The 13,614-nt window shown below is 58.3% G+C and carries 18 protein-coding genes; 8 read left to right on the top strand and 10 right to left on the bottom strand.

The window, feature by feature from the left end; all coding sequences use genetic code 11:
- A partial coding sequence (locus ABIE60_RS02950) for an integrase core domain-containing protein (RefSeq protein WP_502914936.1) occupies positions 1 to 224 on the top strand: 224 nt, incomplete at its 5' end.
- 9 nt (positions 225 to 233) lie between these two features.
- On the opposite strand, the gene ABIE60_RS02955 is transcribed toward ABIE60_RS02950, so the two are convergent.
- A complete protein-coding gene (locus ABIE60_RS02955) occupies positions 234 to 677 on the bottom strand; it encodes a MarR family winged helix-turn-helix transcriptional regulator (protein ID WP_354467648.1) in 444 nt (147 codons plus the stop codon).
- A 97-nt stretch (positions 678 to 774) separates the two neighbouring features.
- Here ABIE60_RS02955 and ABIE60_RS02960 point away from each other — a divergent pair, with 97 nt between their 5' ends.
- A complete protein-coding gene (locus ABIE60_RS02960) occupies positions 775 to 1,218 on the top strand; it encodes a hypothetical protein (RefSeq protein WP_354467650.1) in 444 nt (147 codons plus the stop codon).
- Positions 1,209 to 1,718: a GNAT family N-acetyltransferase gene (locus ABIE60_RS02965; protein ID WP_354467652.1), complete on the top strand. Its 510-nt coding sequence runs from the start codon at positions 1,209 to 1,211 to the stop codon at positions 1,716 to 1,718. Before ABIE60_RS02960 ends, ABIE60_RS02965 begins: the two co-directional genes overlap by 10 nt.
- A gap of 30 nt (positions 1,719 to 1,748) precedes the next feature.
- Here ABIE60_RS02965 and ABIE60_RS02970 read toward each other — a convergent pair whose 3' ends face one another.
- Entirely contained in the window at positions 1,749 to 1,844 is a 96-nt protein-coding gene (locus tag ABIE60_RS02970) for a putative type II toxin-antitoxin system PemK/MazF family toxin (RefSeq protein WP_206834325.1), read from the bottom strand.
- 17 nt (positions 1,845 to 1,861) lie between these two features.
- Entirely contained in the window at positions 1,862 to 2,113 is a 252-nt protein-coding gene (locus tag ABIE60_RS02975) for a type II toxin-antitoxin system CcdA family antitoxin (protein WP_354467654.1), read from the bottom strand.
- A 102-nt stretch (positions 2,114 to 2,215) separates the two neighbouring features.
- Between ABIE60_RS02975 and ABIE60_RS02980 the strand changes: the two genes are divergently transcribed.
- Entirely contained in the window at positions 2,216 to 2,557 is a 342-nt protein-coding gene (locus tag ABIE60_RS02980; protein WP_354467656.1) for a gamma-glutamylcyclotransferase family protein, read from the top strand.
- A gap of 51 nt (positions 2,558 to 2,608) precedes the next feature.
- Here ABIE60_RS02980 and ABIE60_RS02985 read toward each other — a convergent pair whose 3' ends face one another.
- The gene (locus tag ABIE60_RS02985) at positions 2,609 to 3,613 is read right to left on the bottom strand and encodes an MsnO8 family LLM class oxidoreductase (protein ID WP_354467658.1); all 1,005 of its coding nucleotides are present in this window, start codon (positions 3,611 to 3,613) and stop codon (positions 2,609 to 2,611) included.
- Between the two features lie 147 nt (positions 3,614 to 3,760).
- On the opposite strand from ABIE60_RS02985, the gene leuE reads away from it, so the two are divergent.
- The 3 genes from leuE (at position 3,761) to ABIE60_RS03000 (ending at position 6,192) form a co-directional block, all read left to right on the top strand.
- Entirely contained in the window at positions 3,761 to 4,399 is a 639-nt protein-coding gene (gene leuE / locus ABIE60_RS02990; protein ID WP_354467659.1) for a leucine efflux protein LeuE, read from the top strand.
- Positions 4,400 to 4,482: 83 nt separating this feature from the next.
- Positions 4,483 to 5,523, top strand: coding sequence for an inorganic phosphate transporter (locus ABIE60_RS02995; RefSeq protein ID WP_354467661.1), 1,041 nt, complete (start codon positions 4,483 to 4,485; stop codon positions 5,521 to 5,523).
- 24 nt (positions 5,524 to 5,547) lie between these two features.
- On the top strand, positions 5,548 to 6,192 hold the full coding sequence (locus tag ABIE60_RS03000; RefSeq protein WP_354467663.1) for a DUF47 domain-containing protein: 645 nt from the start codon (positions 5,548 to 5,550) through the stop codon (positions 6,190 to 6,192).
- Here ABIE60_RS03000 and mnmH read toward each other — a convergent pair.
- From mnmH to ABIE60_RS03020, 4 genes are all read right to left on the bottom strand, one after another.
- Positions 6,173 to 7,276 carry a tRNA 2-selenouridine(34) synthase MnmH gene (mnmH, locus tag ABIE60_RS03005; protein ID WP_354467664.1) on the bottom strand — a complete coding sequence of 368 codons (1,104 nt, stop codon included), beginning with the start codon at positions 7,274 to 7,276 and terminating at the stop codon, positions 6,173 to 6,175. The two genes, ABIE60_RS03000 and mnmH, sit on opposite strands and share 20 nt — an antisense overlap.
- Positions 7,276 to 8,310, bottom strand: a complete 1,035-nt coding sequence (gene selD / locus ABIE60_RS03010) for a selenide, water dikinase SelD (RefSeq protein WP_354467666.1) — start codon at positions 8,308 to 8,310, stop codon at positions 7,276 to 7,278. Before selD ends, mnmH begins: the two co-directional genes overlap by 1 nt.
- Before the next feature lie 119 nt (positions 8,311 to 8,429).
- Entirely contained in the window at positions 8,430 to 8,609 is a 180-nt protein-coding gene (locus ABIE60_RS03015; RefSeq protein WP_354467668.1) for a PLDc N-terminal domain-containing protein, read from the bottom strand.
- A gap of 59 nt (positions 8,610 to 8,668) precedes the next feature.
- Positions 8,669 to 10,090 (bottom strand): aminotransferase-like domain-containing protein, encoded by a 1,422-nt coding sequence (locus ABIE60_RS03020; RefSeq protein WP_354467670.1) that lies wholly within the window; start codon positions 10,088 to 10,090, stop codon positions 8,669 to 8,671.
- Positions 10,091 to 10,246: 156 nt separating this feature from the next.
- On the opposite strand from ABIE60_RS03020, the gene ABIE60_RS03025 reads away from it, so the two are divergent.
- On the top strand, positions 10,247 to 10,864 hold the full coding sequence (locus tag ABIE60_RS03025) for a LysE family translocator (protein WP_354467672.1): 618 nt from the start codon (positions 10,247 to 10,249) through the stop codon (positions 10,862 to 10,864).
- Here the strand turns inward: ABIE60_RS03025 and ABIE60_RS03030 are convergent.
- Both ABIE60_RS03030 and ABIE60_RS03035 read right to left on the bottom strand, forming a co-directional pair.
- Positions 10,861 to 12,411: a methyl-accepting chemotaxis protein gene (locus tag ABIE60_RS03030; RefSeq protein ID WP_354467673.1), complete on the bottom strand. Its 1,551-nt coding sequence runs from the start codon at positions 12,409 to 12,411 to the stop codon at positions 10,861 to 10,863. The two genes, ABIE60_RS03025 and ABIE60_RS03030, sit on opposite strands and share 4 nt — an antisense overlap.
- Positions 12,412 to 12,703: 292 nt before the next feature.
- Positions 12,704 to 13,570: an ADP-ribosylglycohydrolase family protein gene (locus ABIE60_RS03035; protein ID WP_354467675.1), complete on the bottom strand. Its 867-nt coding sequence runs from the start codon at positions 13,568 to 13,570 to the stop codon at positions 12,704 to 12,706.
- Positions 13,571 to 13,614 lie beyond the last annotated feature (44 nt).

A 13,614-nucleotide genomic window follows, 5' to 3' on the forward strand; every position in this document is an offset into this window, starting at 1 on the left:
TATATACGCGCCCCTATACGCCGAGAACCAACGGCAAGGCCGAGCGCTTCATCCAGACCATGATTCGGGAGTGGGCGTACGCGGTTCCCTATGCGAACAACATATCACGCAGTTGGGCACTGACCGACTGGATCAACCACTACAATAATCAGCGCCCTCATGGCAGTATCGGAAACCTGCCGCCGGTGTCTCGAATACCGAAACTGCGTGAACAACGTGTTTAGCATTCACACCTAGTGGTCAATGGCGTGAGCGATACGCTTCAGTACAGACAGTGCAGTTTCCAGCTCGGTCGTGCTGATGCCTTCTGAGCACTGGATGGCCCAACCCGACTGTTTTTCACTCAGTTTCGAAAAAACCGTTTTCCCACGTTCCGATAGGCTAATCCATTTGGCGCGCTTATGGCCTGGGTTTTCGCTGAACATTAACAGTGCATCGTCATGCATGGCATCCACAAGTCTTTGTACCGCTTGTCGCGTCAACCCCATGCTCCTTGCAATTTGAGGTACGGTTTGCGGTTCGTCCGACAGTGCAAGGGCCCCCAGTACTTTCCAGCGGGCACTTGTAATGCCGAACTCTGAGCCCATTTGGTCGCCTTCGCTGACAAGCAATCCCCCCAGTTTAAACACTTCCAGCACAATATCGGTGAAGATTGGGCCTTTATGAGACTCGTTCATTGGTGATTCCTGCGGAATTGACAACATGTTGACATTAAAAGGTGCTCTTTGCACAATGACAACATGTTACCAATCGTGTTTCTGGGAGGAAACCCTGATGCTCATCGTCCATCGTTTCGCAGCCGCTATTGCCACAGCCTGCATGGCGACGTTTTTCTCGGCAACGGTTTTGGTTGAGCTCTTTGGCTCGGTTGAGTCCATATCAACGGTGAAACGCTTAATTGTATGGCCAGGTCTGTTGATTCTTGTACCATCAATTGCATTCACGGGGGCGAGTGGCTTCGCCTTGGCCAAGGGTAGAAGCGGCGTGCTTGTTTCTCGGAAAAGAAAGAGAATGCCCTTTATAGGTATGAACGGAATCCTGATACTGATCCCGTGTGCCGTATTACTGAACCTATGGGCATCTGCAGGTGTTTTGGATAGCCGCTTTTATATGGTACAGACCATTGAATTGATTGCTGGCGCTGTCAATTTGACATTAATGGGGTTGAACATGAGAGACGGTTTCAGAATACGTGGCAGGTTTCGCGCATGCATGTAACGGCAACTAACAGGCTTGAAATCAGAACGTTTGAATCTTCAGATGTTAAGTCCCTCATGCCGATACTGTCTGACCCGGATGTCATGGAGTACTCCAGTAAAGGCCCATTGAGCGAAGCGCAAACAGCTGAATTTATTGATTGGTGTATCCACTCATACGACGAACTTGGTTATGGCCAATGGGCTGTTATCGAGAAGCCGTCCGGCAAGCTGATTGGCTACTGTGGGTTGAGCCGAACGACGGTTGATGGATGTGATGAGGTTGAAATCGGCTATCGGCTTGCCAAAGATCGGTGGGGAATGGGGTTGGCGACCGAGGCAGCCCGTGCGGTTCTCGGCTATGGCTTTGAAGGCTGTAACCTTGAGTCTGTTGTCGCAATCGTCGCGCCGGATCACGCTGCATCAGTACACATACTGGAGAAACTTGGATTCAGCGACTTCATCGAAACTCATTATGCTGGCTGGGATGTCCGCCTGTATCGTATTTGCAAGAAAGAGTAGGAGTACATAACTGTTGGGCGGTCCCTGTGCTCAAATCCCTGTAACGGCAAGATCCAATGCCGCGATAATCTGATCTCTGAAATGCGCGAGGGTGCCGACCGGGTTTTTCAGTTGTTTCTCGGGCATAGAAGAGATTTGCGGGATTAACAGTAAAACTCCCTGAATTCGTCACCAAAGCATCCATGTTGTCCGACAAAGTCATTGTAGCGTTGAATCGCGGTGCGATTTTCCTCGACCCATTGCGTGGCTTTGCGTTTTGATAGCTCTTCCCTGAGTGCCTGTTCCAGGGTGGCCGACAGGTTTATATTCAGCTCGCGTGTTTTGCGCAGCAGGTCGCTGTTGATCGACAGGTTGGTTGCCTTCTTGGGCGCGGCAGTATTGTAGAGTTCGGTCATGGGGCCTCCCAATTGGCTATCCGGTACACTGATTCAGTCTATGCGCAGGGTGATGCGCATTCAAGCATTCAAACAACTCAATAGCACTATCGGAGTCACAACATGCCATCACTGTTCTCCTACGGCACCCTGCAACAGCCATCGGTGCAGGTCGCCAACTTTGGACGCGAGTTGAGCGGTCAGCCTGATACCTTGCAGGGCTATGTCATCGGTGAGGTCGAGATCACGGATGAGCGGGTGCTGCGCGAGAGTGGCAAGGCGTTTCATCCCATTCTGCGCTACACGGGCAATGCGGCGGATGAGGTGCACGGCACGGTATTCGAGCTGACGGATGCGGAGCTGGCACAGGCGGATGATTACGAGGTTGACGATTACGTGCGGGTTGCGGCACGACTCAAGTCTGGAACACAGTGCTGGATTTACGCGGCAGCGGATGAGGTGTGATGCGGGGCTGCGATTCGGCCGATTGTGTGCCGGTTCACAGCCCCATCGGTGTTACAGGTGCTTGGCCAGCAGTCGGTAGCTGTCCATGCGGTCATGGTGGCTGTAGGTGACGCATACGGTGCCGATCTCGTCGCAGCCGAACTGGCTGGCAAGCTGTTCCATCTCCTGCCAGCACTGGTCGGGGGTGCCGACGGTGTAGCCGTTCAAGATGTGGTCGTATTCGGCCTGATATGAAGCGGGCAGTTCGCGGTAGCGGTCCTGTACCTGTGACGGGGTCAGGAAGTCTTCGCGCTGCCCCATCTGTGCCGCCAGTTTGCGGTACACGGCGGTACCGGCGCGCAGTTTGGCTTCTTCTTCGGTGTCGGCACAGATGCAGGCGATGGCGAGCATCTTGTTCGGTGTGCCTTCATGGCCGGCCTGTTTCCACTCTTCGCTGTAGCTATCGAAGATGGAGGGGTGGCAGTTGTCCGGGTCGATGAAGCGAGCCAGGGCGATGTTGTAGCCCAAGTGGCCGGCCAGACCTGCACTGCCGCCGCTGGAGCCCAGCATCCAAAGCTCGGGCTTGATGCTGTCGGGTAGTACGTTGATGCGGCTGAAGCGGTGTTCGGCGGGCAGGTTGGCGTTGACGAAGCCTGCCAGCATTTGGGCCTGTTGTGCATACAGGTCGCCGTGGTGAGGCTGGTGCGGGTAAGCCAGTGCCTGCGAGGTAAGGCCGGTGCCGCCGGGGGCGCGGCCAATGCCCAGGTCGATGCGACCGTTGTTGAGAGTTGCCATCATGCTGAAGCTCTCAGCCACTTTCAGCGGGCTGTAGTGCGACAGCATGACGCCACCGCTGCCCACGCGGATATTCTGGGTCAGGCTGGCGATGGTGGCCACCAGAATCTCGGGGCAGGGGTTGGCAAAGTGAATGCTGTCGTGGTGTTCGGCCACCCAGTAGCGGTGGTATCCCAGTGTGTCGCACAGCTGGGCCAGTTCGATGGTGAGGCGCGGGGCGTCAATTTTCGGGTGTGAACCGTGTACCGGTGACTGGTCAACAACAGACAGTTTGATGCTCATGTGGATCTCCTTGATTAACTTAATATGTTAATTAAATTCGCCGCAGGATTCAATCCGGATCTCGGTGTCATCGCAGAGCCACGCAGGCAGTAGGCAGGCTGGCGGGTTAGGCGTAATATGCAGTTTTCTGCATCTGGAGCCCCTGACATGTTCGGTATCACAGACCTTGCGACCTTTATCATCGGGACAATCGTGATCGTGCTGCTGCCGGGGCCCAATTCGATGTATGTGATGACCACCGCTGCCCGCAACGGGGTCGGGGCCGGCTTCAAGGGCGCCGCGGGTGTGTTCTGCGGCGATCTCGTGCTGATGACGCTGTCGGTGGCCGGGGTGGCCTCGCTGGTTCAGACAACGCCCTGGCTGTTCAACCTGCTAAAGTATGCCGGTGCCCTGTATCTGGTCTGGCTGGGGCTGGGTTTGTTGCGCTCGGCACTCAAGCGTGACCGTGATCAACAGGTGCTGGCCGATATTCCATCCGGCAGTGGCCGCAGTCCGTTTAAGGTGGCGTTGACCATCAGCCTGCTGAACCCCAAGGCGATCCTGTTCTTCATGTCGTTTTTCATTCAGTTTGTTGACCCGAACTATCATACCCCCTTGCTGACCTTCGCCCTGCTGGGCGTGATGGTACAGATCATCAGTCAGACCTATCTGGCGAGCCTGATTCTTGGCATGGTGTTCCTGAAAGGGCGCTTTCAGGCCCGCCGAGGCATTGGCGTCATCGCCAAGACCGGTGTCGGCGCCGGGTTCATCGGTTATGGCTTGAAGCTGGCGCTCAGCAGCAACTAATGCGCCTGCGCACCTATTAAATGCCTTCATCGTCTGTGGCTTTGCTATGCTTGCAGGACATGCCGCGAGGATTTTGATTACGTATGGATACAGTCTGGCTGTTTATCCTGCTGGCCAGTGCCATGGTGGTGCTGTTCGACTTCACCAACGGGTTTCATGACGCCTCCAACATGGTGGCGTCGGTCATCGCTTCGCGTGCCATGTCGCCGGTGCAATCGGTGCTGGTAGTGGGCACTTTTACCTTTCTTGGGCCGGTGCTGGGTGGTACGGCGGTGGCCAACACCATCGGCAACTTTGTGACGCTGGACGACCTGCCGGCCACGCTGTCGCTGACGGTGGTGCTGTGCGGTCTGTTTGCGGCCACGGCCTGGAACCTGATCACTTGGTGGCGCGGGCTGCCGTCTTCCTCGTCCCATGCGCTGGTGGGTGGCCTGTGTGGTGTGGTGATGGTGTCTGCCGGGCCGGATCAGGTGGTCTGGGGTGTGCAGGAGCTGGCGGAAGGACGCGTGACCGGCGTGACCAAAGTGCTGCTGGCGCTGGTGCTGTCGCCCCTGATCGGGTTCTGGTTCGGCTTTGTGCTGCAGCGGGTTATGCTGGTGCTGCTGCGTTCGGCCAGCCCGCTGGTCAATCGCGAGCTGCGCGGTGCCCAGTGGCTGACCACGGCCGGTCTTGCGTTTTCACATGGGGCCAACGATGCGCAGAAAAGCATGGGGATTCTCACCCTGTGTCTGCTGCTGGGTGGTCAGTTGGATGAGTTTCAGGTGCCGTTCTGGGTGATCCTGCTGTGCGCCAGCGCCATTACGCTGGGAACGGTGCTGGGCGGCTGGAAGATCGTGCGCACGCTGGCGTTCTCGATCTACAAGATTCGCCCGCTGCATGCGCTTAATTCACAGCTGACATCGGCGGGGGTGGTGTTCATGGCCTCGCTGGTGGGGGCACCGGTTTCGACCACCCATGTGGTTTCGTCATCCATTATGGGCATCGGCGCGGCGGAGCGTCCTCGGGCGGTGCGCTGGGCCAAGGCACGCGAGATCGGCGTCACCTGGCTGGTGACCATTCCCGGTGCGGGCCTGCTGGCGGTGCTGTGTTACCTGTTGCTGCGCCTGATTGGGCTGGCGCCCTGAATCGCTATTGAAACGGAGCCACTTATGGCTGAAACGGAAAAAGAGGGCGTGTTGCAGCGCCTGCTGGATCGGATCATTCCCCGCCCGGCGGACTTCTTTGGCCTGCTGGCCGAGCAGAGTGTGATGGTGACGGAAACCATCAGCAACCTGCATCGTTACATGCATGGGCCGTCGGCAGAGCTGGAAGAGCTGCTGCGTCAGGATGAGCACGCGGCCGATACGCTCAAGGTGCGCAACATCCATCAGCTCAATCGGGCCTTTTCCACCCCGATCGACCGTGAGGATATCTACCGCGCCATCGAATCACTGGACTGGATCATCACCCACTGCAAGAGCACCATCAACGAGCTGCTGGATTTCGGTATCGACCCGGACTCGCACATGCAGGCGATTGTTGAAGAGCTGATGCAGGGCTGTGAGGCGCTGGAGCAGGGTTTTCGTACCCTCAGTACCGACCCCGCCGGGGCGGTACAGGGCGCTCATGATGCGCGTCGGGCACACCGACATATCGAACGCCTGTACCGCCGCAGTCTGGCGGATCTGTTTCAGGGCGAGGTGACGACCGAAATGCTGAAAAAGCGCGAGATTTACCATCACCTGATGGACGGCTCGCGCCGCCTGCATGCGGCCGCCAATGTTCTGCACGACATTATCGTGAAGCTGGTGTGAGCGACTGCAGAAACGCGATCACCTCCGAGCGGTTGCCTTTGAACAGGATCGGCTGCGCGTTGCGCTCGCTCTGGTAGGCATACATCGGGTCGTAGTATTCGTTCAACAGGGCGCTGATCCAGTCACGGTGCAGGTTGGTCTCGCCACTGTGCCGCTGGGTTTCAAGCGCCTGATCCATGACCGCAGCCATACGCTGATGACGCTCGCTGCCCAGTCGCTTGACGATGTTGCCAAGGCTCGTGCGCAAGCGCTGGGCAAAGGCCTCGAACCCTTCAGTTTCGCCCTGTTGCTGGATAAACTCGGCTGACAGGTCGATCACATAGTCTTTCAGAATGCGCTCGATTCGCTGCTCGACGGGCTCTTCCAGCCAGACCAGCGGGGCGGCCTTGAAACGCAGATGCAGCGACAGGGGTGTGGCGCAGCTGCCGATGGCGCGGTTTTCATCCTCCACCACCAGGGTGTCAAAACCGGCATCGCGCCTGCGCAGAATCTCCAGCGCCAGTGCGTTTTCAAAGTTGATCTGGGTGGGCTGCGGGCTGGCATGACGGCCAAAGCTGGAGCCGCGATGGTTGGCATGACCTTCCAGATCCAGCGTGTGATCGAGCTGATGCAGCAGCTCGGTCTTGCCGCAGCCGGTCAACCCGCCCAAGCGGACAAACCGGCACTGCTGTGCGGCCTGCTCCAGTGTGTCGATCAGAAACCCGCGCAGCGCCTTGTAGCCACCCTTGATGAGCGGGTAGTCAACGCCGACCTCCTTCAGCCACTGCTGAGTCGTGCGCGAACGCAGGCCGCCACGAAAGCAGTACAGATATCCCTCGGGATTGGCTCTGGCAAAATCGACCCAGGCCTGCACCCGCTCAGCCTTGATCTCGCCACTGACCAAGCGGTGCCCCAGCGTAATGGCAGCCTCCTGCCCATGGCGCTTGTAGCAGGTACCGACCTTGTGACGTTCCTCATCACTCATCAGTGGCAGGTTAACGCTGGTGGGGAAGGCACCCTTGGCAAACTCCACCGGGGCGCGAGTATCCATCAGCGCCACGCCGCTGAGCAGAATGGCGCGATAATCCTGGCTGTCGGGGCGCATCAGCGAAGCTCGACCGCGTGTTCACGTGCATCGGTCAGGTGACCGATCGGCTCAAGCGACAGCCCCAGTTCGGCCGCGGCGGCCAGGAACTCATGGCTGGACTCAGGTGAAACAGCCACCAGCAGGCCGCCGCTGGTTTGCGGATCACACAGCAACTGCTTCTGTTCATCCGACAGGGCGCTGACGCGGTGGCCGTAGCTGTCAAAGTTGCGCCCGGTGCCGCCCGGTACACAACCCTGTGACAGGTAGTGCTCCACCGACGCGATGCGAGGCACCGCGCTGTAGTCCAGCTCGGCAGTCAACTTGCTGCCATCGGCCATTTCCACCAGGTGACCGAGCAGGCCAAAGCCGGTTACATCGGTCATGGCGGATACCCCGGCCAAGGCTGCAAAACGCTGTCCGGCACGGTTGAGGGTACACATCAGCTCGGTGGCGACCCCCTGATCTTCGGCGCGCAGCTTGCCCTGTTTTTCGGCGGTGGTAAGAATACCGATCCCCAATGGCTTGGTGAGGTAAAGCTGGTCACCGGCTCGGGCGGTGTCATTGCGCTTGAGCTGCGCCTTGTCGACGCGACCGGTGACGGCCAGCCCGAAGATCGGCTCCGGCGCGTCGATGGAGTGCCCACCCGCCAGCGGAATGCCCGCCAGATCACACACCGCACGTGCGCCACGGATCACGTCACCCGCCACTTCGGCGAGGATCAGGTTGACCGGCCAGCCCAAAATCGCAATGGCCATCAACGGTGATCCACCCATGGCGTAGATGTCGCTGATCGCGTTGGTGGCGGCAATGCGGCCAAAATCGAACGGGTCATCCACGATCGGCATGAAAAAGTCGGTGGTGGAAACAATCCCGGTGTCGTCATCAATAGCGTATACGGCGGCATCATCGCGTGATGCGTTGCCGACCCAAAGCTTCGGGTCCAGCGTTTGGCTGCCACTGCCGGAGAGAATGGTGTCGAGCACGGCAGGGGAGATCTTGCAGCCACAACCGGCGCCGTGACTATACTGGGTAAGACGAATGGGTGTAGACATGGGCAACCTGTGTCAACGAAGGCAGTGATTAAGAAGATAACGCAAGCGCTTCAGCGCAGGCAGCAAACGTAGCCGCCGCCGGCGCTGGAGTCAATCGGTGAGAGAGGAGTGGGTAGGGGTCAGCCCTTGGGCCCAAGCAGGAACCACAGAATCAGGCCAAGTACAGGCAGTAGCAGAATCACGACAATCCAGATCACCTTGGCCATTGTGGTCGCGTGGCTCTGAATGATTTTCACGATGGCCAGTACATTCAGTACCAGCAAAATAAGGCCAAACAGGCCGCTCACTTCAACACTCATCATTGTTTCCCTCCTTGTCGGAACAGGTTCAGTATATCAGCCGATATCGACACATGCGCTTACAGCAGGGGCGGCATCAACGGCGGTTCGTCGCGCAACAGTTGTGCAAGCCGCTCAAGCCCTTCCTGCAGCCGCTCACGACTGGCCGGAGGCGTTACGCAGATGCGCACCGCCTGAGGGGCGGGCTGAGTACCGACACAAAAGGGCTCTGCCGCAATCAGGGTAACACCTCTGGCATCTGCAAGTTTGACAAAGTCAGCTGCCCGCCAGGGTTCTGGCAGTCGCAGCCAACCATGAAAACCACAGGGATGCGAGGTTAGACTGTACTGCCCCAGTATGTCATGCAGCAGTTGCTGGCGCGCGCGTACTTCGTCCCAGTGCCATTGCAGCAGCGGATCGGCATGGCCATCTGCCAGCCATTGGCAGGTTACGGCTCCCATCAGCCCCGGTGATGACCAGCACTGTGCTCGCAATGCCACTCGCAACTGGGGCATCAGGTTGGAAGGAGCGCGTAATGCCCCGAACCGAAGCCCTCCCGCCAGCAGCTTCGACGCACTGAAAATGTAGAGAGCCCGTTCCGGCGCCAGCTCGAACAGCGGCGTCCCCCTCAGGTCAGCCGTGACAAACTGCACTCCATCTTCAAGCAGCAGCATGTCATGACGCCGTGCGACTTCGACAATCGCCTCGCGCCGCTCCTGGCCCATGCTCAGACCGGTAGGGTTGTTGTACTCGGGCATCAGGTAGAGCAGACGGATGCGCTGTTGTTGACACAGCCGATCCAGCGCATCGGGTCTGATCCCTTCGCGATCCATAGGGACCGGAATATGTTTCAGCCCGAGCTGACGCGCCGCTGCGATCATGCCGGGATAGGTAAGAGCGGCAGAGGCCACCGCTTCGCCCGGTTTGATCAGTGCCTGCAGGGCGAGAAAGTCCGCATGCTGCCCGCCCTCGGTCAGAATGATCTCATCCGGCTGCAGCATCAGGCCCTGTGCATTCAGCCATTGGCACAGCTGTTCGCGCTGTAGCGGACTGCCCTGTTCCGGCTGATAGGTGAGCGCCGATTCAATGGCACCCGGCAGGCCGGCCAGTTGCTGCAGAATCGTAGCCAGCTGCTGCTGGCGCAGCGGGTTGGGGATCGGGATACTCAATGACAGATCGATACTGTCATCACTGGCACGCGACAGGTGGTGAAAGTCGGGTGGTTGCTCAGTCGACCCTTTCACCCGCGTGCCGCTGCCCACACGCGCCTCAACCAGCCCACGCCGCTCGGCTTCGCGATAGGCGCGGGTGATGGTGCCGATGGTGACCTCAAGTGCATCGGCCAACAGGCGTTGTGGCGGCAGGCGATCGCCGGGCTTGAGCTTGCCGCTGGCAATATCGGCCGCAAGTTGGTCGACCAGTGCCTTATAGCGGGCGCCGGGCCTGTCAGTCAGGTCAGGCAGCCAGTGACAGCGGGCACGGGCGCGCTCGTGCAGGTCCATAAGGGCTCCATTTGTCAGGGGTACAATTGATTGTATAGGTGACAAAGTAAACATTGCTCGCATAAATGCAAGCGTCTAACGTCTATTGTATGGATTCGATGAGAGCAATTGAATCGAATATTTTAAATTGTACCCATACAATCAGAGGCGTTAGTCATGACACAGGAAGCCGCAGAGCTGACAGCACTGCTGGGACCCGCCATGCTGTTTGCGTTCAGCATGTCAGTGACACCGGGGCCGAACAACATGATGCTGACGGCATCCGGTGCGAACTTCGGCTTTCGCCGTACCTTGCCACACATCATGGGGGTCACACTGGGGTGTATCGGTCTGATGGCGGCGGTGGCCATGGGGCTGGGAGCGATGTTTGAGCGCTGGCCGGTGATGCAGCTGGCATTGAAGGTGGTTGGCAGCCTGTATCTGCTCTGGCTGGCCTGGCGCATCGCGACAGCACCTGCGCCCGAGATGGGGTGTGCCGCAGAGCGCAGGCCTCTGAGACTGTGGCAGGCGGCGGCTTTTCAGTTCGCCAACCCCAAGGCGTGGATCATGTCGATCTCGGGAGTGGCTTCGTTCACGCTGGCGGGGGATGCCTTCGTGGCATCGGCTTTGGTTCTGATTGCGGTCATGGCGCTGGTGAACATCCCGGCGATTTCACTCTGGGCCGGGTTCGGTGTTGCGCTGGGGCGGCTGCTGAGCACACCCCGCCATTGGCAGCGGTTCAACGGGGTGATGGGGCTGTTGACCGCTGCCTGTGTGGTGATGATTCTGGTTTAACGCTTGAAGCCGCTGACCAATTCATGCATGTCGGCGGACACCGACTGCAGTTCGCGGGTGGTGCCAGCTGCCTCGTCGGCCTTGAACAGACTTTCGCTTGAAAGTGCCGAAATGCTGGCAACCTGAGCGTTGACGCCTTCAGAGACCTGGGCCTGCTCTTCGACAGCGGCGGCCATCTGCATCGACATGTTGGCAATGGTGCTCATCATGCCGGAAATTTCGTTCAGCATCTGTTCGGCCTCTTGCACCTGTGCCAGGCCAGCATCGGCTTCTTCCTGCCCTTCGAGTGCGGCCTTGATGGCATGGTCGGCACGAGAGCCAAGCCCGTCGACAATCTGATGAATGTCGCGGGTGGAAGCCTGAGTTCGCATGGCCAGTTGGCGGACTTCATCGGCTACCACGGCAAAACCGCGACCGTGCTCGCCGGCACGGGCCGCTTCGATGGCGGCGTTGAGTGCCAGCAGGTTGGTCTGGTCGGCAATCTCTTCAATGATGTGAGCGGCATCGGCAATTTTGCCGGTCTGTTCAACCAGGTCCTGCACCGAGGAGGCGATATGGTTGACGGTCTGGCTCAGGTGAGCGATGGATTTGCTCGTTGTGGTCGCCAGCTCACGCCCCTTCACGGCAGTGGTATTGGAGCGCTCCGCCTGCGATGCGGTTTCCTGTACATGGCCTGAGACCTCGGCAATGGTTGAGGCCATCTGGTGCATGGCGGCGGCCACTTTTTCGGTCTCTTCCTGCTGGCGGCGCATGGCGGCACAGGATTCCTGCGACATTTCCAGTCCGCTGCGTGCCTTGTCGGCTACACTCAGGGCTGCGTCATCGATGCGGGTCAGTACGGTGTCCAGGTGCGACTGTTCGCTCTTGATTGCCACCTCAAGATCACCCAGGCGGCCTCCGCTGTCGGTGTAGGTTGCCGTCGCGACCGGGTGTTTGAAGGCAGATGGCATCATGTTGAGCAATCGATCCAGGCGGCGCTGGCGCTGTATCTGTTGATTGGCCAGCAGTGCTGCGGCGACCACGGCAAAAAGTGCTCCGCCCAGCAGGGGGGAAACCTGATTGCCGAGTACGCCGGCTAAAACCAGTGCCACAACAAAGATGACCCAGTCCCAGGGGATACTGAAGTTGCTGATCGACTTGCCGCGGTTGATCAGGCCGTAGATCTTTTCAGCGCGGGCCACATCAGCACGTGAAGGACAAACGCGAACGGATTCGTAGCCGACTACCTTGCCGTGCTCTGTGATGGGAGTGACATAGGCGTTCACCCAGTAATGATCGCCATTCTTGCTGCGGTTCTTGACCAGGCCCATCCAGGGTTTGCCTGCTCGGATGGTGTCCCACAGAATCTTGAAAGCGGCTTCGGGCATGTCGGGGTGGCGCACCAGGTTGTGCGGCTGGCCGATCAGCTCTTCACGCGAGTACCCACTGATTTTCACGAACACATCATTGCAGTGGGTGATGTTGCCATCGAGGTCGGTTGTGGAAACCAGTTTTTCGTCGCTGCCGAAACGCCGCTCTTTTTGCGTGACAGGAAGATTTTTTCTCATGGCTGTGAAGCTCCCGGTGTTTTACAGGGTCGACCAATCACTCCGGATGGTATCTGTACCTGCCTGCCCGAGTTGCCAGTTGCAACCTTGGCCAAAAGCCGGTCTGCCTCAGATCAACAGGCCGCTTACTTAAAAGTAGTCAACCTGTGACAAAAATCATGGGAATGGTTTGGTACGGATAAAACAAAGGCGTGGATCATAAACACCTGGGGGCAGGGTTTCAACCAATCCACTGTAATACTGTTGTAATTTGTTGACATTATTCTGAAAATTTTTCGGATTTTCCGAATAATCAGGCGGCGGTATCTGTCCAGCAGCTGGGCAGCCAGTGTGGCGGCAGCTCTGGTGATTCGGCCTGTGCAGTCATGATGGCGGCTGTAATCATCGCACGGGCACTGGAGTCACCTCCGGCCAGGGCGTTTTGCTGCAGCATCTCGGGTACAGAACGGTAACGGCACAGCAGGTGGGCAACACCGGGCAATCCATGCTGCAGATCACAGGCGATACCAAACCGACGCAGTGCCTGACGTGTGTCGTCAGAGGCTGAATCGCGGCCGGTTTCCACCAGCTGCTGCAGATTTTGGGGCAGGTGGTGCAGTTCACGCTCCAGTGCTTCATCGGCAGGAATGCCACCCAGGCAATCCAGCAGAACACGTGCCAGGTAATCGGTTGTCGCCAGTGTTGAGGGTGAGTTGTGGGTGATGGCAGCCAAGGCCTGGGCCTGCTCCAGAAAGGCTTGCTTGTTACTGACAAAAGGCAGCAGGCATACAACCCGGCCTGTAACGGACAGCTCCGTTGATTCTGAGCCGGCGGGCTCAATTCCCTGGCTGATATTTTGCAGTGTCATGGCACTGGCCTTGTCGATATAGCCGGTATAATGCCGGATGAAGCGAGCCCAGCTATTGCGATAGGCCACAGCATTGAACTGGTTGTGCTGCTGCAGAAACTGATAAAGGTGCCAGGCCTGATCACCATAATGGGTCAGGTCACCCGCCTGTTTGTTACCGTGCCAGTGGCTCAGGGGTGCGTGCAGCTGATCCAGGTCCACCGGCTCACGGTCCAACAGGTCGTGGTCGTAGATCCAGTGCAGTGCCAGCGAGTAGGCATCAGCAATGAAAACAGCCATCACCAAAGGGCGGGTCAAGGAGGGTGTCAGCATGAGCGTTGTGATCCGAGTCCGTTAACCGTTGTATAAGCGTAGCA

Source organism: Marinobacterium sp. MBR-109 (assembly GCF_040547565.1).
Classification (GTDB): domain Bacteria; phylum Pseudomonadota; class Gammaproteobacteria; order Pseudomonadales; family Balneatricaceae; genus Marinobacterium.